General features: G+C 69.6%; 17 protein-coding genes, 1 tRNA gene and 1 pseudogene. 2 read left to right on the top strand and 17 right to left on the bottom strand.

Annotation, left to right across the window (positions count from 1 at the left end; genetic code table 11):
• Positions 1-49 precede the first annotated feature (49 nt).
• From HD557_RS05850 to HD557_RS05790, 13 genes are all read right to left on the bottom strand, one after another.
• A tRNA-Ala gene (locus HD557_RS05850) sits at positions 50-122 on the bottom strand.
• A gap of 63 nt (positions 123-185) precedes the next feature.
• On the bottom strand, positions 186-824 hold the full coding sequence (locus HD557_RS05845) for a histidine phosphatase family protein (RefSeq protein ID WP_196873211.1): 639 nt from the start codon (positions 822-824) through the stop codon (positions 186-188).
• A 7-nt stretch (positions 825-831) separates the two neighbouring features.
• Positions 832-1,206, bottom strand: a complete 375-nt coding sequence (rsfS, locus tag HD557_RS05840; RefSeq protein ID WP_008362220.1) for a ribosome silencing factor — start codon at positions 1,204-1,206, stop codon at positions 832-834.
• Entirely contained in the window at positions 1,203-1,883 is a 681-nt protein-coding gene (nadD, locus tag HD557_RS05835) for a nicotinate-nucleotide adenylyltransferase (RefSeq protein ID WP_008362219.1), read from the bottom strand. Before nadD ends, rsfS begins: the two co-directional genes overlap by 4 nt.
• Positions 1,884-1,894: 11 nt before the next feature.
• Positions 1,895-2,056, bottom strand: coding sequence for a hypothetical protein (locus HD557_RS05830; RefSeq protein ID WP_196873210.1), 162 nt, complete (start codon positions 2,054-2,056; stop codon positions 1,895-1,897).
• A 30-nt stretch (positions 2,057-2,086) separates the two neighbouring features.
• Positions 2,087-3,337 carry a glutamate-5-semialdehyde dehydrogenase gene (locus HD557_RS05825; protein WP_196873209.1) on the bottom strand — a complete coding sequence of 417 codons (1,251 nt, stop codon included), beginning with the start codon at positions 3,335-3,337 and terminating at the stop codon, positions 2,087-2,089.
• A 69-nt stretch (positions 3,338-3,406) separates the two neighbouring features.
• Positions 3,407-3,817, bottom strand: a complete 411-nt coding sequence (locus tag HD557_RS05820) for a hypothetical protein (protein ID WP_196873208.1) — start codon at positions 3,815-3,817, stop codon at positions 3,407-3,409.
• A gap of 52 nt (positions 3,818-3,869) precedes the next feature.
• Positions 3,870-4,775: a phosphotransferase family protein gene (locus HD557_RS05815; RefSeq protein WP_196873207.1), complete on the bottom strand. Its 906-nt coding sequence runs from the start codon at positions 4,773-4,775 to the stop codon at positions 3,870-3,872.
• Between the two features lie 23 nt (positions 4,776-4,798).
• Entirely contained in the window at positions 4,799-6,001 is a 1,203-nt protein-coding gene (locus HD557_RS05810) for a phospholipase D-like domain-containing protein (RefSeq protein ID WP_196873206.1), read from the bottom strand.
• A gap of 212 nt (positions 6,002-6,213) precedes the next feature.
• Positions 6,214-7,167 (bottom strand): electron transfer flavoprotein subunit alpha/FixB family protein, encoded by a 954-nt coding sequence (locus HD557_RS05805; protein WP_008362213.1) that lies wholly within the window; start codon positions 7,165-7,167, stop codon positions 6,214-6,216.
• Between the two features lie 23 nt (positions 7,168-7,190).
• Positions 7,191-7,982, bottom strand: coding sequence for an electron transfer flavoprotein subunit beta/FixA family protein (locus HD557_RS05800; RefSeq protein WP_196873205.1), 792 nt, complete (start codon positions 7,980-7,982; stop codon positions 7,191-7,193).
• Between the two features lie 111 nt (positions 7,983-8,093).
• A complete protein-coding gene (locus tag HD557_RS05795) occupies positions 8,094-8,429 on the bottom strand; it encodes a hypothetical protein (RefSeq protein WP_008362211.1) in 336 nt (111 codons plus the stop codon).
• A gap of 5 nt (positions 8,430-8,434) precedes the next feature.
• Positions 8,435-9,214, bottom strand: coding sequence for an enoyl-CoA hydratase/isomerase family protein (locus HD557_RS05790; protein ID WP_196873204.1), 780 nt, complete (start codon positions 9,212-9,214; stop codon positions 8,435-8,437).
• 140 nt (positions 9,215-9,354) lie between these two features.
• On the opposite strand from HD557_RS05790, the gene HD557_RS05785 reads away from it, so the two are divergent.
• The gene (locus HD557_RS05785) at positions 9,355-12,774 is read left to right on the top strand and encodes a M36 family metallopeptidase (RefSeq protein WP_196873203.1); all 3,420 of its coding nucleotides are present in this window, start codon (positions 9,355-9,357) and stop codon (positions 12,772-12,774) included.
• Between the two features lie 608 nt (positions 12,775-13,382).
• Here the strand turns inward: HD557_RS05785 and HD557_RS05780 are convergent.
• The 3 genes from HD557_RS05780 to HD557_RS05770 form a co-directional block, all read right to left on the bottom strand.
• Complete coding sequence (locus tag HD557_RS05780) at positions 13,383-14,645, bottom strand: HNH endonuclease signature motif containing protein (RefSeq protein WP_196873202.1); 1,263 nt, start codon at positions 14,643-14,645, stop codon at positions 13,383-13,385.
• A gap of 441 nt (positions 14,646-15,086) precedes the next feature.
• A complete protein-coding gene (locus HD557_RS05775) occupies positions 15,087-16,241 on the bottom strand; it encodes an MFS transporter (RefSeq protein ID WP_196873201.1) in 1,155 nt (384 codons plus the stop codon).
• 28 nt (positions 16,242-16,269) lie between these two features.
• Positions 16,270-17,151, bottom strand: coding sequence for an RNA polymerase sigma-70 factor (locus tag HD557_RS05770; RefSeq protein WP_008362203.1), 882 nt, complete (start codon positions 17,149-17,151; stop codon positions 16,270-16,272).
• A 150-nt stretch (positions 17,152-17,301) separates the two neighbouring features.
• On the opposite strand from HD557_RS05770, the gene HD557_RS28910 reads away from it, so the two are divergent.
• Positions 17,302-18,045: an NUDIX domain-containing protein gene (locus HD557_RS28910; RefSeq protein WP_196873200.1), complete on the top strand. Its 744-nt coding sequence runs from the start codon at positions 17,302-17,304 to the stop codon at positions 18,043-18,045.
• Positions 18,046-18,069: 24 nt separating this feature from the next.
• Here HD557_RS28910 and HD557_RS05760 read toward each other — a convergent pair.
• Positions 18,070-18,933 (bottom strand): annotated as a pseudogene (locus HD557_RS05760) (EamA family transporter); the annotation flags it as partial.

The raw sequence follows: 18,933 nt of genomic DNA, 5'->3' as shown, positions 1-18,933 counted from the left end.
TCAGACCCTCGGTGAAGGTCTGAAACACCGCCCTGATCTGGTGTTTCGGTGGAGGTGAGGGGACTCGAACCCCTGACCCTCTGCATGCCATGCAGATGCGCTACCAGCTGCGCCACACCCCCGTGGCGTTGTCCCGGTTGATCACCCCGGGCAACGAGAAGAACAGTAGCGGAACCCGCTCGCGATCACGAAATCGGGGCCCCCATTCCGTACGTCGCGAGTCGCCAGGGCGCCGAGGGGATGAGTCCGGGCGCGGACTCCCGGGCCACGAGCTCGATCCAGGAGCAGTTGGTCAGCGGGGCGAGAGTGGTGACCACGGCCGGGTCCCAGCCGAGGAAGGCGGCCAGGCCCTGGCGGATGGCGCCGCCGTGAGCGACGACCACGACGGTCTCGCCGGGCGCGACGGTCTCGGCGACGTCGTGGAGCGCAGCACTGAAGCGGGCCGCCACGGTGGGCCAGGACTCCCCGCCGTAGGGCTCCCAGCTGGCCGGCATCTCACCGAAGCGCTCGAGGATCTGGGCGCGGTCCATCCCCTCGGCCTCCCCCGCACAGACCTCCCGCAGACGAGGGTCGTACGCAGCCTGCAATCCGGTCTCCTCGGCGACGTACGCAGCGGTCTGCCGCGCCCGCATCAGGTCCGAGGAGACGAGGCGGGTGACGGAGAACGTCGTCCCGAGCGCACGAGCGGCGGCCTTGGCCTGCTGGTGGCCGGTCTCGGCCAGCTCGATGTCGGTCTGGCCCTGGTAGCGGCCCTCGGCGTTCCAGGGGGTGACGCCGTGACGGAGCAGGACGATGCGACGAGTGGTCTCGACAGGCTCGACCACCGAAACCTCAGCTCTCGGAGACGACGTCGGCGGGCAGCGAGATCGAGGGGCAGTCGCGCCAGAGCCGCTCGAGGGCGTAGAACTGGCGCTCCTCCTCGTGCTGGACGTGGACGACGATCTCGCCGTAGTCCAGCAGCACCCAGCGTCCCTCCTTGTGGCCCTCCCGGCGCAGCGGCTTGGAGCCGAGGTCACGCAGCTTCAGCTCGACCTCGTCGACGATCGACTGCACCTGGCGCTCGTTGGGCGCGGAGGCCAGCACGAAGGCGTCGGTGATGGCCAGCTGGTCGCTGACGTCGAAGGCCATGATGTGCGCGGCCTTCTTCTCCGAGGCCGCGCGGGCGGCGGTGATGGTGAGCTCGATGGCGTGCTCGGTGGCGGTCATAGGCCTTCTTCGTTCTGGGGAGTCTTGTCGTGCGGAGTCTTGGATCGGTAGAGGTCGTGCTTGCCGATGTACTGCACCACGCCGTCGGGGACGAGATACCAGACCGGCTCACCCCGGTGGCGCCGCTCGCGGCAGTCGGAGGAGGAGATCGCCAGGGCCGGGATCTCGAGCATGGTGATGCGGTCGGAGGGGATCTTCGCGATGACCTCGGGATCCATGGCGTATCCCGGACGCGTGCAGCCCACGAACTGAGCGAGCTCGAAGAGCTCGTCGGTGTCGCGCCAGGTGAAGATCTCGGCGAGCGCGTCGGCCCCGGTGATGAAGTAGAGATCGGAGTCGGGCAGCGCCTTGGCCAGATCGCGCAACGTGTCGATCGTGTAGGTCCGGCCTGCCCGGTCGATGTCGACCCGGCTGACGGTGAAGCGCGGGTTGGCGGCGGTCGCGATGACCGTCATCAGGTAGCGGTGCTCGGCCGGCGAGACGTCCCGGTCGGCCTTCTGCCACGGGTCACCGGTGGGCACGAAGACGACCTCGTCGAGGTCGAAGAAGGACTGCACCTCGGAGGCCGCCACCAGGTGGCCGTGGTGGATGGGATCGAAGGTGCCACCCATCACCCCGACGCGGCGCTTGCCGGTCAGGCCCTCCAGGCCTGGCTCGGGCGCTCCCCGGCTGCCCATCTGATCAGCGCTCAGGAGTGCTCACGGCCGCCGGCGAACCAGACCAGGACCAGCAGAGCGAAGACGAGGATCGCCAGGGCGCCACCACCGATGACCCACTCGACGCCGGAGGTGCCGTGCTCGGCCCCGTGCTCAGCGGAGGTGATGATGCTCGACACAACAGAGTTCGACATGGGCGACAGATTACCTTGCCCGCTGCCGGGTCAGCGCACGTGCCCGTCCCCGGTGACGACGTACTTCGTCGAGGTCATCTCGGGCAGACCCATCGGGCCCCGGGCGTGCAGCTTCTGCGTCGAGATGCCGATCTCGGCGCCGAAGCCGAACTCACCGCCGTCGGTGAACCGCGTCGAGGCGTTGACCATGACCGCCGCGGAGTCGACGGCGGCGGTGAACCGCCGCGCCGCGCGCAGGTCCTCGGTCACGATCGCCTCGGTGTGACCGCTCGACCAGCGCCGGATGTGGGCGACGGCGGCGTCGAGGTCGGGCACGACGGCGGCGCTGATCTTCAGCGCCAGGAACTCGGCCGCGTAGTCCTCGTCGGTGACCGGCTCGACCAGGTCGTAGCCCTGGAAGGCCTCGTCGCCGTGGATCTGCACACCGCGCTCCTGCAGCGCCGGGACCACCTTGGACAGGAACTCCTTGGCGATGTCGGCGTGCACGAGCAGCGACTCGGCGGAGTTGCAGACGCTGGTGCGCTGCGTCTTGGAGTTGATGACGATCGAGAGCGCCTTGTCGAGGTCGGCGGCCTTGTCCACATAGACGTGTACGTTGCCCACCCCCGTCTCGATGACCGGCACCGTCGACTCCTCGACGACCGTGCGGATCAGGCCGGCGCCACCGCGCGGGATGAGCACGTCGACCAGGCCACGGGCGCGCATGAGTGCCTTGACCGGGTCGTGGCCCTCCCCCGGCACCACCTGGATCACGTCGGCCGGGAGGCCGACGGAGGCGACGGCGTCGCGGAGCACGGCGACGATCGCGTCGTTGCTGGCCGCGATGTTGGAGGAGCCGCGCAGGAGCGCCGCGTTGCCGGACTTCAGGCAGATCCCGGCGGCGTCCACGGTCACGTTGGGGCGCGCCTCGTAGATCATCCCGACGACACCGAAGGGCACCCGCACCTGGCGCAGCTCGAGGCCGTTGGCCAGGGTGCTGCCGCGTACGACGTCTCCGACGGGGTCGGGGAGAGCGGCCAGCTCGCGGAGCGCGCCGGCGATGCCGTCGAGCCGCTCCGGGGTCAGGGTGAGGCGGTCGATGATGTTGGCGGGGCTGCCCGAGGCCTCGGCGCGGGCGACGTCGGTCGCGTTGGCCTCCAGCACCTCCTCGGCACGGGCGAGGAGCGCGTCGGCCATCGCGTGCAGCGCCGCGTCCTTCACGCTGCGCGGCGCGACCGCGAGCTCGTAGCTCGCCTCTCGTGCCTTCGCCGCCACCTCACGAATCACTGCCTCAGCGCTCATGGCGAGAAGCCTATGCCGTCAGGCGTACGCAGCCACCACCCTTTCGCCGTGCGGACCGCTCGGCGAGAGTCAGTCCTCGCCACCCAGGCCGAGCAGCTCACCCAGACCGGCGAACGGGCCGGCCGGGCTCTCGGACGGCTCCTCCGACGCCATCGGCTCGGTGCTCGCCGAGGCCGACGGCCTGAGCTTCCTGGGCGCCTTCGCCGGTGTCGGCGCCCCCGTCGGCCGCGTCGACGGCGACGACTCGAGCCGCTCCTTCTTGCGCGTCGGCTCCACGGGAGCGGAGCGCACGGCGCTCTCCTCCAGCTCCGACTCGTTCATCGCCGGATAGTCCACCGGAGGCTCGTAGGACCTCCTCACGTACGTGATCCCGGAGGTCGCACCGGCGAACAGCGCCGACAGCACCAGTGCCGAGATCCACGGCGTCCAGCCACGCCACCAAGCTCCGGCAGGGTCCCGAGCCCCGTCGAGATCGCTCACTCCCACAACCATCCCCCATGTTGCGCGGCGCCGCCCCGGCGCGCTCCGAATCCTAGCGGCGAACGGAGCCCTCCGGGGCGGAGTGGACATCCCCGGATCGGGCGATCTCGAGCAGGAGCTCGTGCGCCCGGGCGGCCACCGGATTGTCCGTACGCCGCGCTCCCAGCTCGACCAGGGCGACCAGATCCGCGGAGCGGGCCAGATCGAGGGCGTCCCTGGTGCTGCCGCCGCGCATCGCGACGTAGCTCTCCAGCACCCCCGAGACGTACGCCGCGTCCCGCTCGAACCGCAGCAGGTTGCCGAGGTCGGCGAAGGGTGACCCGGCGTGGGCGAACTCCCAGTCGAGCACGGCACGCACCTGCAGCGTCTCCGGGTCGACGATGAGGTTCTTGGGGTTGAGGTCGCTGTGCACCAGGCTCACCCTGCCGACCGTGTCGAGCAGGTCCTGGGCGTCGGCGGTCACGTCGCGCAGACCCTCCAGGTCGGCCGGTGACCAGGCGAGACGCTCCGCGAGCGACGCGACCCACTCGGGCAGGTCCAGGGCGAACGGCTCGATCCGCAGCTCCTTGTCGGCGAACGTCCCCGCGGTGAGGAACGGCATCCCCGCCAGGGTGCCCGCGATCTCCCCGAGGGCGCGCCCGAGCCTGCCCCGGTCCGCCTCGTCCAGGTCGGGGAGCAGCAGGTCGCCGCGTACGCCCTCGACGAACTCGGTCACCAGGAGCGCGGGCGTGCCCAGGGCCGGGTCGGCGTGGCGTACCTCCAGCACGCCGGGGACCGGGACGAGGCCCCGCACCAGTCGGTGCAGGGCCTCGTGGATCTCGGCGGCCTGCGGGTGGTGGCGGGGGTCGGCGAAGACCCGCACGACCGACCTCTCCCCACCGGCCTCCGCCAGGAACGTCTCCCCGGACCAGCCGCCGTCGAGCGGCCGAAGACCCCCACCGAGTTCACCGAAGCTCACCCGGCGAGATTAGCGCCCCGCGGTCAGGCGCAGGGACGAGTCGTCGGCTGCAGGTAGATCCGGTGGGTCGCCCGCGGGCTGTCCCACATCTTGTTGAACCGGGCGGTGTAGGCGTCGTAGTAGCTCTTCGAGGTGAACCGGAAGGTGACCTCGTCGTTGCTGAACGACGGCGGCGACCAGTTCTCCGAGCCGGTCCAGACGCTGTGGGTGCCCCTGTCCGCGTAGCGGCCGTTGACGCTCATCCACTTGTAGTGGGAGTAGCAGCGCGAGCCGTAGACGATCTCGTCGCCGCTGGTCGACTTCTTCTGGCCCCAGTCCCAGGCGGCGTCGCGCGCCGGGATGCCGACCGCCCTCAGCTTGCGGTAGACCGCGTTGTTGGTGACCGAGCCGATCACCCGGACCACGCAGCCGCGCTTCTTCAGCCGGACGACCTCGTCGGCGATGCGCTCGCCGCGGCGGCCGTACCATGCGTACATGTGGATCCGCAGGATCGTCTTGCCCTTGGTGCCGTATCCCCTCGGCGCGCTGCAGCCGATCAGCCGCAACCGGTCGATCACCCGGTCACCGGTGCCGCGGGCGTAGACCTCGTCGCTGGTCGTGCCCGTGTGCTGGCGCTGGAAGCCGACGGAGGTGCCGCCACCGGACCACGACACGTAGCGCGGGGTGGCCTTCCTGTCGGCCTTGAGCTCGTTGAACATCCGCAGCCAGGTCTTCCAGAGGCCGTCGTTGGCGTAGATCGTCTGGGCGTCGTTCCACTGCGAGCCGGCCGCTCCGCCACCGAGGTTGCCGGAGCTGTTGATGATGATGTTGCGCTTGTCGCCGACCTGGGTGAAGGAGTGGATCTTGATGTGCAGGTTGCCGGTGTCGTAGCCACGGCAGGCGCCGGCGCAGCCGTAGATGAAGCTCGGCCGGGAGCGCCTGGTGCCGAGGCGGTCGGCCAGCTTCCGCTCCCCGCTGCTCCACATCTTCCGGTTGACCAGGATCTGCACGTGCACACCACGCTTGTGGGCGGCGATGAGCTGGTCGACGGTGTCGGCGCGGTCGAGGTTGTAGGTGACGAACCGGATGTAGGAGCCCGCGCGCGCGTAGCGGATGCTGTTGTTGATCCGGCTCACGACGGCGTTGCGCTGGGCGAAGTCACCGGTCGGGTTGTTGAAGAACGGCCCCGCCGGCGGCGCCCAGGTCGCCGCAGTCGCCGATGTCGAGACCACGGACATCGTCGCCATCACCAGAGCCGCCACACAGCCGGCCACAGCCGAAGCGATCGAGATCTTCCGGGTCGTTCTCGACCTGAGCACATTCCCCCACATGCGGCCGGACTATACCCAGCGACGTATGTGCCGCAACGACAATTCCGAGAACAAGATGCCGAACAGAGACAAACCCGCCTCCGAGCCGTGCTCGGAGGCGGGTTCTGTGACGTACATCCCAGGCCTCGTCAGCCCTTGGCAGCCTTGACGGCCTCGGTGACGGCCGGGAGGACGGTGTGCAGGTCACCCACCACACCGAAGTCGACGAGCTCGAAGATCGGTGCCTCCTCGTCCTTGTTGACCGCGACGATGGTCTTCGAGGTCTGCATACCGGCACGGTGCTGGATCGCACCGGAGATCCCGTTGGCCACGTAGAGCTGCGGGGAGACGGTCTTACCGGTCTGGCCGACCTGGAAGGTGTGCGGCATCCAGCCGGAGTCGACCGCGGCACGCGAGGCACCGACGGCGGCACCGAGCGCGTCGGCGAGACCCTCGACGGCGGAGAAGTCGCCGCCGGTGCCACGACCACCGGAGACCACGATCGCGGCCTCGGTGAGCTCGGGACGGCCGGAGGCCTTACGCGGCTGGGAGGCCACGATCTGCGCGGTCTTGGCGGCGTCGGAGATGGTCACCTCGAACGGGGTGACCGCGGCGGCGCCGGCCTTCTCGACCGGAGCGGCCGAGTTGGGCTTGACCGTGATGATCGGGGTGCCCTTGGTGACCTTGCCCTTGACCGTGAAGTTGCCGGCGAAGACGGACTGGGTCGCCACACCGGACTCGTCGAGGTCGACGGCGTCGGTGATCAGACCGGAGTCGAGCTTGATCGCCAGACGAGCGGCGACCTCCTTGTTCTCCGCGGAGGACGGCAGCAGGATCGCGGCCGGGGAGGCCGAGCCGGCCAGCTGCGCGAGCGCCTCGGCCTTCGGCGCCACCAGGTAGCCCTTGATCTGGGCGTCGTCGATGACGTAGACCTTCTCGGCGCCGTAGCCCTTCACGGCCTCCGCGGCACCAGCGGCGCCGTCGGCGCCACCGATGTAGACCGCGGACGGCTCGCCGAGCTTGGCGGCCAGGGTGAGCAGCTCGTAGGTCGGCTTCTTGACCTGACCAGCCACGTGGTCGATGAGAACGAGAACTTCAGCCATGATTCAGATATCCCTTCTCGGCCTCAGATGAACTTCTTGGACGCGAGGAACTCGGCCAGCGCCTTGGCGCCCGAGCCGTCCTCGTCGGTGACGATCTCACCGGCGGTGCGCGGCGGGCGGGCCGCCGTCTCCTCGACCGCGGTGTACGCAGCGGCCAGACCGACCTGGGAGGCGTCGACACCGAGGTCGGCCAGCGACCACGTCTCCAGCGGCTTCTTCTTGGCCGCCATGATGCCCTTGAACGACGGGTAGCGAGCCTCGCCCGACTGGTCGGTGACCGAGAGGACCAGCGGCAGCGTGCCGCCGATGACCTCGGTGGCCACGTCGCCGTCACGCTTGATGCGGACCTGGTCGCCCTGGGTCTCCACGACCGAGGCCAGGGTGACCTGCGGCAGGCCGAGACGCTCGGCCAGCATCGCCGGGACGACGCTCATGCCGGCGTCGGTCGAGGCCAGACCGCCGACGACGAGGTCGACCGGGCCGAGCTTCTCGATCGCCTTGGCGAGCACCAGCGAGGTGGCGATGGAGTCGGAGCCGGCGATGGCGTCGTCGACGACGTGGACGCCCTTGTCGGCACCCATCTGCAGCGCCTTGCGCACAGCCGCCTCGGCCGCCTCGGGACCAACGGTCAGCGCGGTGACGGTGATCTCCTCGCCGTCACGCTTCTCCTTGATCTGCAACGACTGCTCAACCGCGTACTCATCGAGCTCGGAGAGCAGACCGTCGACGTTCACGCGGTCGACGGTGAAGTCGTCCTCGAACTGCCGGTCCGCGGTCGCGTCCGGCACGTACTTCACAAGCACAACAATGTTCATGATGGTGCGGCCTTGCCGGCCCCTCCTGGAATGGTCGTAGTTCGCCAGCGATGTTACCCGTCAGTCACATAGGGATGACAGGTGCCTACGCGTTGAGAATGTCACATGGCCTCAGGGCCTGATGAAACCAGCCACGATCCGACCGACGATCAGCCAGGCCAGCGCGCCGATGCCCCAGTTGAAGAGGGCGTTCTTGATCTCCGCGTCCTCTCCGCCGAACTGCTTGATGCCGTTCTCCCGCGAGAAGAGGCCGAGATCGGCGGTGTCGGCGGCGTTGAGCACGAAGTCGACCAGGGAGTTGTCCTGGTTGGCCTTGAGCGCGATCAGCAGAGCTCCGATGGCGAGCGCCAGCGCAGCGATCAGCGCGATCACCCAGACCACCCTGGAGGCGTAGGACCGGACGGTGTGGACCACGCCGGGGCCGGTGGACGTCTTGGTGTCGGACACGGGGTTCACTTCCCTTCGAAGTTGGCTTTGCCGGGGCCGTTCTCCAGGAACGATGTCATCCCGGTCTGGGAGTCCTGGGTCGCGAACACGCCGGCGAACTGCTGCTGCTCGATGGCTAGCCCGGTGGCGAGGTCCACCCCGAGCCCCTTGTCGATCGCCGTCTTCGCCGCCGCCAGGGCGTACGGGGCCGCCTTCGTGAACTGGCTCGCCCACGCGAGCGCCTCCTCATAGACCGAGGCCGCCGGCACGAGCCGGTCGGCCAAGCCGATTGCAAGCGCCTCGTCTGCCTTGACGAAGCGGCCCGAGAAGATCAGGTCCTTGGCCTTGGACGGCCCGACCAGTCGTGCCAGCCGCTGGGTGCCGCCGGCGCCGGGGATGATGCCGAGCAGCACCTCCGGTTGACCGAAGGTGGCGTCGTCGGCGGCGATCCGGAAGTCGGCGGCGAGGGCCAGCTCGCAACCACCACCCAGCGCGTAGCCGGTCACCGCGGCGACCACCGGCTTGGGGATCTCCGCGACCGCGGTCACCGCGGCCTGCACGCCCGCGACCCGCTTGGCCATCTCGGAGTAGGAGAGGCCGGCCATCTCCTTGACGTCGTTGCCGGCGGCGAAGAGCTTCTCGCCTCCGTAGACGACCACCGCGCGTACGTCGTCGTCGGCTGCCGCCTCGGTCGCGACCGCGAGCAGCTCCGCCTGCACCTGGAAGCTGATCGCGTTCATCTTCGGCCGGTCGAGCCGGATCGTGCCGATGCCGTCCTCGACGGTGAGGTTGACGAAGTCACCCATCGTGGCGCTCCCCTGTCTGTGAAGGCGGTTACATGTGTCCGGAACACTATCGGGTGCCTTCCACCTCTCGTGTGCGGGTTCGCGGTACAGGCGTTGCGTGTATCGCGTAACCCGGGCTGGTAAAGGGCCGTTTCAATAACATGACCGATATTCGTTCCAGTCGCGCCAGGGTGAGCCTCGGTGCCGCGCTGAGCATCGCCCTCGGCGCATTCGTGCTGGTGACGCCGGTCTCGGGTGCCGCGCTCTCCACTACTGATGACACTGCCACCACCACGGCTGACGTGGCCCGCTCCGGCGGGCTTCTCGGTCACGAGGCCGATTCCGGCCTGGACGTACGCGACCGCGTGCTTCCCACCTCCACCCAGGAGTCCGCGGCTCAGGCCCTGGACGCCGTCGACATCCGCTGGAACGCCCACGGGACGCCTACCTCGCTGATCACGGCGGACGGCGTGCTGGCTCCGGCCGGCTCCTCCGACCCGGTCACCGCGGCCCGGGGCTTCCTCGCCGACAACGCGGCGGTCTTCGGACTCACCGCGGCCCAGCTGGGCGACCTCGAGCTGGTCAGCGACCAGAAGCTGGCCGGGGGCGGCGGCCACGCGGTGCTCTTCAGGCAGACCTACGACGGTCTGTCCGCCGCCACCGAGGGCCTGGTCACCGTGGGGGTGGCCGGAGGTGACATCACCTATGTCTCCTCCTCGCTCTCGAAGGTGACCGGCACGCCCGCGAAGGCGGAGCTCACTCCCACCGAGGCATGGCTGAAGGCGGCCGCCTCGGCCGGACGTCCGATCACCGGATCGAAGGTCGGAGAGATCGTCACCGACGCCGCCGCGAAGCTGACCGACTGGACGAAGCTGACCGTGCCGGGCCTGGCGACCGACCAGCTCGTGCGGCTGCGGGCGTTCCCGGTCCCCGGTGAGGGCGTACGCCCCGTCTTCCAGGCCACCGTCGTCGACTCCGCCGCCGCCACCCTGCTGGGGCAGACGGCACTGGTCGAGGCGGTCACCGGCGAGGTGCTCTGGCGCCACGACAACGTCGACCACGAGAACGACGTCGAGGGGCCGTTCACCGGCACCGCGCTCGGCGCCTGCGGGCCGAAGCACACCTTCGAGATCACCGACGACAAGACCCGCACGATCGCCGCGGTCGCGGTCGGGCTGCCGACCGACGACTTCACCGTGAAGCTCTTCGCCCCCGACGGGCGGCTGCTCGTGGAGGGTGACCTGCTCACCAGCCCCGAGACGGCGACCTACACCGCCGAGAAGATCGACCCGGGGACGTACGCGGTCCAGGTCTGTCCCTTCGACGACTCGCTCCTGGTCGGCAGCTACACGGTGACCGTGGCGTCCTCCGACGCCGGCGCGGAGTCGGGTGACCTGCCGGGCAGCAACCCGCGCTGGTCCTACTTCCCCGGCACGCCCGACGCCGCCTCGACCGGCGGCGACGCGGTTCCCACCAACGACGTGATCGCGTGCTGGACCAAGGTCGCCGAGTGCACCGGGCCCGAGCTGAAGAGCCTGGCCAACGCCGGCCCCTGGGACACGCTGCTCAACACGACCGTCGGGGTGCCGAGCCTGACCACGATCGGCAACAACGCCAACACCCACGAGGGCTGGCTCTCCCCGCTGGCCGCGGGTGGCCTGGAGCAGGCTCCGGTCTCGCCGGTGCGTGACTACTCGGGCACGTTCACCGATGCCTGGAACAACGCGCAGTGCGCGCCCACCAACCTGGTGCCGGGCGGCAACGACGTCAACTACGTGGTCGGCAATCTGTTCGCCAGCCACAACCGGATGCACGACTGGTCCTACTTCCTCGGCTTCACCGAGGAGAACTACAACCTGCAGACCGACAACCTCGCCCGTGGCGGCCGTGGCCTCGACGCCGAGGTCGGCAACGCGCAGGCCGCCGCGCTCGACTCGCAGGTCATCGAGCAGACGGGCATCCTGACCGGCCGCAACAACGCCAACCAGCTCACCCTGATGGACGGCGTGCCGGGCATCACCAACCAGTACCTCTTCCAGCCCGCCGCCGGCGCCTTCTACGCGCCCTGCACCGACGGCTCGCTGGACTTCGGGATCGTGGGCCACGAGTACACCCACGCCATCTCCAACCGGATGGTCGGCGGCCCCGACGACGGGCTAACCTCGGAGCAGGGTGGCGCGATGGGTGAGTCCTGGAGCGACCTGGCCGCGGCCGAGCACATGTTCGCCCACGACCTCTACAACGGCGGCAGCCCGTGGGCCGTCGGGTCCTACGCCACCGGCAACACCGATGTCGCCATCCGTGACTTCGCGATCGACAGGAACCCGCTCAACTTCTCCGACTACGGGTTCGACTCCACCGGTCCCGAGGTCCACGCCGACGGCGAGATCTGGAACGGCACGATGTGGTCGGTCCGGCAGGCGCTGGTCGACAAGTACAACGCGACCTACCCCTACGCCGACAGGGCCCTGCAGCGGCGCTGCTCGGTCGGGACGACGACGGCCTCGCCGCTCGCCGCCGACAAGTGCCCCGGCAACCGCCGCTGGATCCAGCTGGTCTTCGACTCGTTCCTGCTCCAGCAGGGCGCGACCTCGATGCTGGACGCCCGCGACGCCTTCCTCGCCGCCGACCAGATGCGCTTCGGCGGTGCCAACCGCCAGGTGATCGCGGACGCGTTCGCACGACGCGGCATGGGCCAGTACGCCACCACGACCGCCGACGACCACGAGCCGACCCCGAGCTTCGCCTCACCGGCCTCGCGCAACGTCAAGGTCACCTTCAGCGCGCCCTCCGGCACGCCGGGGAAGGTGTACGTCGGCCGTTTCGAGGCTCGGGCCACGCCCATCGCCGACACGCTGGTCGACACCGCGATGGGGTCGGTGGCGCACTTCGTCCCGGGGACGTACGAGTTCCTCTACGTCACCAAGACCGGGGGCGCTCAGCGCAAGACGGTCACGATCTCCTCCTCGGAGATCACCAAGACCGTCTCCTTCGCAGCGAGCACCAACCTCGCCGCGGCTGCCAAGGGCGCGACGGTGATCGCCTCGACCGAGGGCTCGCGCAACCCGGACGCGTTGATCGACGGCACCGAGGGCACCAACTGGGGCGGCGTCACCGCGGACAACGTGGACACGACCACGCCGTCCGTCGCCGTCGACCTGGCGGGCGGAACCCACACGGTGACCAAGGTGAACGTGAGCGCCTACCTCTCCCCCGCCACCGACACGGACGCGGACTCGGGGTCGCGCTTCACCGCTCTGCGGAAGTTCGCGCTGGAGGCGTGCGTCTCCGCGTGCACCACCTCCGGCGCGGTCTGGAAGCGCTTCTACACCTCGGCCGACGACGCCTTCCCCGGAAAGCGCCCGAGGCCGGTCGCACCCAACCTGAACCTGCGCACCTTCGACGTCCCCGACACCACCGCCGCCGCGGTACGTCTGGTGGCGCTGGAGAACCAGTGCACGGGCTTCGACGGGTACGCCGGTGAGCAGGACGCCGACCCCACCACCACGACCGACTGCAAGACCGGCTCCGACCGCGGGACGATCGTCCACGCTGCTGAGCTTCAGATCTTCGGTCAGTGAGTCCGTAGGCGTCTCGGTGTCCTGCGGGGTGGGGCACCGAGGCGTCTTTCGGGTTTCGTGATTTCGTGCGGCACTTCGTTTGATCTCGACTCGAAGGCTGGTGGCCGCCGACCCGTTACGGAGGGTGTTCTCGACGAACCCCGGAGTCAAGGACGGCCTTCGGCCGCCGGCTTCGCCGGTCGCCTGCGGCGATCCTGGACACCGGGCTCCGCCGAGAAGATTTGGCTGGCTATCGGGTCGGCGGCGGCAGTTTGGCGCAGCAAAGTTCGGGTTTGGCCGCGGGCTTGGGGACCGGGCGGCCGGTTTCGGGAGGACTGGTCTCGCGCAAGGGCATGGGCGCGGACTTCGAACCCGGCCGGACGCTCCCAAGAGGACTGGTCTCGCGCAAGGCCATCGGCGCGGACCTGGAACCTGACGGGCCGCTCCTGCGAAGACATGCTCTCGCCCAACGGCCATGAACGTGGCCTGGGACGGGCTCACGAGCGTCCCCTCGTCGTTTCGCCACCGCTGGGGACACATCCCCACACCTGAGGTGGTTCCCCACGCTCCGGAGCATGGGGAACCACCCCCACGATGGGGAACACTCCACCCCAGTGGGGAACGCGGCCTCAGGTACGCCGGATGAACCGGATCCGACCATCCGGGAGACGCTCATAGCCGTAGTTCGGATCATGAATGCGCCTATGGTCACTCGCGCACAACAAGACCATGTTTTCGAGGTCGGTGCGGCCGCCCTCAGACCACGGTTTCAGATGATGCGCCTCGGTCCACGCCGCCGGTGCATCGCAGTCCTCGGCCTGACAACACTTATCGCGTAACCGTAGTGCCCGGTGTTGGATCGGATGCGCCAACCGCGCCGTCCTACCGAAGTCGAGGATCTCGGAGTTGGTTCCGAGGACGACCGGGACGAGGTCGGCGTTGCAGGCCATCCGGCGGGCTTCGGCGGCGGCGATCTTGTCTCCGTCGAACCCCAACGCAGCGGTGCCGAGGTCGTTGCGGAGGTCCTCCACGCTCATCGTGATGAACACCGTGGTGCCGTGGCCACCGTGGCGAGGGAGCTGGTCGACGTCGTAGGTCTCGATCACCCGGGCGAACGCCTGACCCAGCAACCGGTCATAGGGAGCCTTGCGGCCACGGTTCTCGGCCGAGAGCTTTCTCGGTTGCGCCAGGGAGTCCAGGATCGTGCGGAGTCTCGCTCCGACGGCTCGGGAGACCCGCGCCTGAATGTCGACGGTCCCGTCACCGTTGTCACGGGCATGGAAGAACGTGCGCCGCTGCGCATGCTCTTCCTCCGCCAACAGTGCTTTGGCTTCGGCTTGCTCGAACCGGTCGGGGTCGATCTCGGCGAGGATGCGTTTCCCGACGATCTTGAGTTCGTTCGCGGTCAGCCGGGTGGCGTAGTCGACCAGCAGCTTCTCGGCCAAGATCAGGTCCTCGACGCTGGCTGCCGGGTCGGCCTCGATCGCGTCGAGGGCCTTCGTGATCACCCGGGCCTTGTCCTGGGACACGACCCCCTCCGCCAGACCAGCGGCCACGACGTCGTACTTCGCGACACTGGCGGCGAGTTTGATCTGGGAACGGGCGACGGCCTGGTCGACCAGCAGCTCGGTCCGCAGCCACCCGGAGGCGTCCTTGGCACCGGTCTCCTCGGCGATATCGCCGGCAGCAGCGAGCACGCGCAACTTCAACGCAGCCTGCTGGGCCTGAAGTCTCTCCAACCGCTCGAGGACGTCCTTCTTCTGACTAGTCCGCCAATACACAGGATCGCCGGACAGCAGGTCGTGGAGGGAGGTTTCGATGGCGCTCAGCGCGGTGTCGATCGCATCGCCGGGGTTGGTGCCCCAGGGGTTGATCCCGTGGCCGAGACTCATCGCTTCCCTCCCTTCAGAGGCGTGCTGTGATTGGCCTGATTCTACTCCTCCGGGCCAAGTAGAGCCACCTATTTTCCCAGTTCAACTGCGTTTTTTGCGGTGAGCGAACGAGATCGTTCCTGTGGATGATAAGTGGCCCGAAGGGCCACGATTCCACCGCGCCAACACCGCCGAAACCAGTAAGAATCTCGCTGCGCCACACCCGGGCCGCCGCCCCGATAGCCAGCCAGATCTTTTCTCGACGGGCCCCGGTGTCAAGGACCGCGAAGCGGCCGGCGAAGCCGGCGGCCGAAGGCCGTCCTTTACTCCGGGGCCCGTCGAGAAGACCCTCGAGAACGGGTCGGCGGCCCAGACCGACCCCGAAGAACCAGTCCGCGACAAGGGGTCTCGACAAGCTCGACCACCGGAGGATGCGGGTCTCGACCAGACGACCCCGAGCCGTCACCGCCGGTCAAGCGACAAGGCGATCCCAGCAAGCAACCCCGCGACCAACACAGTCCCGGCAAGCACCCAGTAGAGCGCGTCGTACCCGCCCATCACAGCAGCGAGCGCAGCACCCATCGCCGGAGCCAGCGCACCCGCAACCCCGGCAGGGGCGGAGTAGACCCCGTTGAGCGCGGCGTACCTCTCGGGTCCCCATACGTCGCTGACGACGGTCGCCGCGATGAGCGTGTACAGCCCGCGGGCGGTCCCGGTGAGCACCGCGACGACGATCATCACCCAGCCGACCGCGGGCAGCAGCGGCAGCAGCGCGACCGAGGCGGCGAACCACAGCACTCCCCCGGTCATCCGGGCGCGGACGCCGAAGCGCCGGGCCAGCAGCGGGTAGAACGCACGCCCGGCGACCTGGCCGGCGCCGCTGAGCCCGAGCGCCCAGGCGGCCGTGGCCGGGCTCAGCCCGTGCTCGACGAGGAACGGCACCAGGTGCACGATCGAGGCGAACACGACCATCGTGACCAGCGTGCCCGCGAGCGTGAGCAGCACGAACCGGCGGCTCCGCAGCACGTCGCGGTCCCGCACCGGCCGACCGTCCTCGTCCGGAGCGGCCGGCTCCCAGGCCAGGTCGAGCACCACGACGCTCGGCACGAACGTCAGCACGACGAAGGCGCCGGCCAAGATGACGTATGTCCAGCGCCACTCCACCCGCGCCGCCAGCGCTTCGGTGAGCGGCGCGAAGATCGTCGAGGCGAACCCACCGGCGAGGGTGAGCGTCGTGATCGCATCCACGCGCCGCGTACCGAACCAGTGCGTCAGCGCCGCGAACGCCGGCGGGTAGAAGGTCCCCGCCGACGAGAGCCCGACCACCAGCCAGCCGAGCGCGAAGATCCAGTACGAGGGCGCGGCGGCGACCACGAGCAGCGCCAGCGTGCCCAGCAGGCTGGCGCCCGCCATCACCCACCGAGGCCCGAAGCGCTGGATGACCCGCCCGACGGGGATGCCCGCGACCGCCCCCACGAGCGTGCCCGCGGAGAAGGCGGTGGTGATCGCGGCCGCCGACCACCCGGTGTCGTCGACGATCCGCGGCTGCAGCACGGTGAAGGCGTAGTAGAGGACGCCGTACGCCGCCGTGACGGTCACGCAGAGCGTGACCAGCACCCCGCGAAGCGACCGACTCCCCACCCCGTCAGCGTTCCAGATGAACCTGCTCGAGGACACCGCTGAGCTTGGACGGGTTGCGTACGTAGTAGAGACCGGTCACCAGACCGTCCTCGACGTGCAGCGTGACCACGCCGTCGACCTCGTCGCCGAAGTAGAGCAGCATCCCGGGGGCGCTGTTGACGCTGGCCATCTCGAACCGGGGGACGCCGTACTTCGTCGCCAGCCCCGCGAAGAACCGCAGCACCTTCTCGGCGCCGTGGATCGGCTTGCGGGCCGCCTGGACCACGCCGCCACCGTCGGAGAAGAGCACGACATCGGGCGCCAGCACGTCGAGCAGCGACTGCAGGTCGCCGCCGGTCGCGGCGTCGCGGAACCGTTCCAGGGCGTGACGTGCCTCGGCCGACGAGACCGACTCGCGCGGCCGGCGCTCGGCGACGTGGTCACGGGCGCGATGGGCGATCTGGCGCACCGCGGCCGGCGACTTGTCGACCGCCGCGGCGATCTCGTCATAGCCCAGCGCGAAGACCTCGCGCAGCACGAACACGGCCCGCTCGGTCGGCGAGAGCGTCTCCAGCACCAGCAGCACCGCGGTCGAGAGCGAGTCGGCCAGCTCGGCGTCCTCGGCGACGTCCGGCGCGGTGAGCAGCGGCTCGGGCAGCCACGGACCGACGTACGTCTCCTTGCGGCGCGACAGCGTCCGGATGCGGTTGAGCGCGAGCCGGGTCGTGATCCGCACCAGATAGGCGCGCTGGTCGCGCACCTCCTCCAGCGGCACGTCGGCCCAGCGCAGCCAGGTCTCCTGGAGGACATCCTCGGCGTCGGCGGCCGAGCCGAGCATCTCGTAGGCGACGGTGAAGAGCAGGTTGCGGTGGGCGACGAAGACCTCCGTCGCGGCATCATCGCTCATGCCCGCGACCTTACCGGCGGCTCGACCGGCGCGAAGGCCGGCGGGATGATCGTGAACATACTGGGCATCGTCGCCCTCCTGTGTCGTCTCGTGCGTCTCGTCACCATCCAGACACCGACAACCATCAGGTTGTGACACTAGGGTTGGGGCGTGAGCGAGCCAGAGACGACAACGGTGGCGGAGGGTGTTGCCCGGATCGAGTGGGCAGCGGGCGAGGCCGTCGATGTCGTACGCCGCGAGGTGGCCGCCGCGCTGCTCACCCACCATCGGGTGGAGGCGCTGGTCGACCCGGACGACACCGTCGAGCAACGCACCGCGACCTGGGCGGGGCTCCACCGCGAGGGCCTGCTCCGAGGCGTGACGGGCGGCAAGGACCGGATGCTCTACGCCCGGGTGGCGAGCGACGCTCCGGTCGAGGCCCCCGAGGGCTTCCGGGCCCTGCTCAACTCTTTCCTCCCGCGCAAGCGCGCGATCGGCCAGATGCTGGTGCGGGACCCCGAGGACCGCGTGCTGATGTGCCAGCTGACCTACAAGAAGGACTGGGACCTGCCCGGCGGCATCGTGGAGGTGGGCGAGTCGCCCAAGCTGGCGACCACCCGCGAGATCGAGGAGGAGCTCGCCCTCGTCCTCCCCGCCGGCGACCTGCTGCTCACCGACTGGCTGCCGCCGTGGGGCGGCTGGGACGACGCCGTCTGCCTGGTCTTCGACGGGGGCGTCCACCCCTCCTCGGTCCTCGAGCAGACCACCCTCCAGCCCCGCGAGATCCGCTCAGTGGCGTTCTGCACCCTCGACGAGGTCCGCGAGCGGGCCGCCGACTTCACCGCCCGCCGGGTCGAGGCCGCTCTGGCCGCGCTGCGGGGCGGCCCGGGTTACACCGAGTCGGGGCGCGCGTAGCACTCCCTGCGCGACGAGCGCACCGAGCACCAGCAGGGCACCACCGGCGAGCTCGCCGGCGCTCGGCACCTCGCCGAGCAGCAGCCATGCGGACCCGATGGCCACCGGAGGCACCAGCAGGATCCACGGCACCACCGAGGAGGCCGGGTGCCGCGCGAGCAACGAGTTGAAGATGCCGTAGCCGACGAACGAGGCGAGCACCACGGTGTAGGCCGTGGAGACGAGCGCCTCCCAGCCGAAGGCGGCCACCCCGTCGCGGACCCCCTCGGGTCCGTCGATCACGAAGGAGAGCGCGAGCAGCGGGAGCGGCACGACCAGCGCCGACCAGACCGTCAGCGAGAGGCCGCCGGGCACCTTGGCCGCACGGGAGATCACGTTGCCGATCGCCCACGACAGCGCCGCGAGCAGGCACAGCACCAACGCCACGACCGGCACGTGGCCACCGCGTCCCAGCGCCACCACGACCAGGCCGAGCGCACCGGCGACGACGCCGACCACCTGCATCAGCGTCGGCCGCTCACGCAGCACGCCGGCCGCGATGACGATGGTGAGCACGACCTGCGCCTGGAGCACGAGCCCCGCCAGGCCGGGCGGCATCCCCGCGGCCATGCTGGTGTAGAGCAGGCCGAACTGGCCCAGGCTCATGAAGGCCCCGACCGCCGCGACCACCTTCCACGACGCCTTCGGGCGAGGCAGCAGGAAGACGGCCGGGAAGGCGACCAGCACGAAGCGCACGGCGAGCAGCAGCAGCGGCGGCACCGGGTGCCCGTCACGCGTCTCGAGGCCCCAGTCGATGACGACGAAGTTGAAGCCCCACAGGACGGCGACGAGGACGGCGAGCAGCGAGTCACGGCGAGTCACATCCACCAGGATGAAGGCAAAGATCAT

Source organism: Nocardioides luteus, from assembly GCF_015752315.1.
Lineage (GTDB): Bacteria > Actinomycetota > Actinomycetes > Propionibacteriales > Nocardioidaceae > Nocardioides.
The sequence above is the reverse complement of the archived record's forward strand: the minus strand, read 5'-3'. Positions and strand labels throughout refer to the sequence as shown.

Bases quoted from the DNA above. Each gene is read 5' to 3' on its own strand.
- HD557_RS05785 (WP_196873203.1), top strand. From the start codon at position 9,355: ATGACCGATATTCGTTCCAGTCGCGCCAGGGTGAGCCTCGGTGCCGCG.
- nadD (WP_008362219.1), bottom strand. From the start codon at position 1,883: ATGGGCAGCCGGGGAGCGCCCGAGCCAGGCCTGGAGGGCCTGACCGGC.
- HD557_RS05780 (WP_196873202.1), bottom strand. From the start codon at position 14,645: ATGAGTCTCGGCCACGGGATCAACCCCTGGGGCACCAACCCCGGCGAT.
- HD557_RS05810 (WP_196873206.1), bottom strand. From the start codon at position 6,001: ATGGCGACGATGTCCGTGGTCTCGACATCGGCGACTGCGGCGACCTGG.
- HD557_RS05830 (WP_196873210.1), bottom strand. From the start codon at position 2,056: ATGTCGAACTCTGTTGTGTCGAGCATCATCACCTCCGCTGAGCACGGG.
- HD557_RS05825 (WP_196873209.1), bottom strand. From the start codon at position 3,337: ATGAGCGCTGAGGCAGTGATTCGTGAGGTGGCGGCGAAGGCACGAGAG.
- HD557_RS05770 (WP_008362203.1), bottom strand. From the start codon at position 17,151: ATGAGCGATGATGCCGCGACGGAGGTCTTCGTCGCCCACCGCAACCTG.
- rsfS (WP_008362220.1), bottom strand. From the start codon at position 1,206: ATGACCGCCACCGAGCACGCCATCGAGCTCACCATCACCGCCGCCCGC.
- HD557_RS05805 (WP_008362213.1), bottom strand. From the start codon at position 7,167: ATGGCTGAAGTTCTCGTTCTCATCGACCACGTGGCTGGTCAGGTCAAG.
- HD557_RS05790 (WP_196873204.1), bottom strand. From the start codon at position 9,214: ATGGGTGACTTCGTCAACCTCACCGTCGAGGACGGCATCGGCACGATC.
- HD557_RS05800 (WP_196873205.1), bottom strand. From the start codon at position 7,982: ATGAACATTGTTGTGCTTGTGAAGTACGTGCCGGACGCGACCGCGGAC.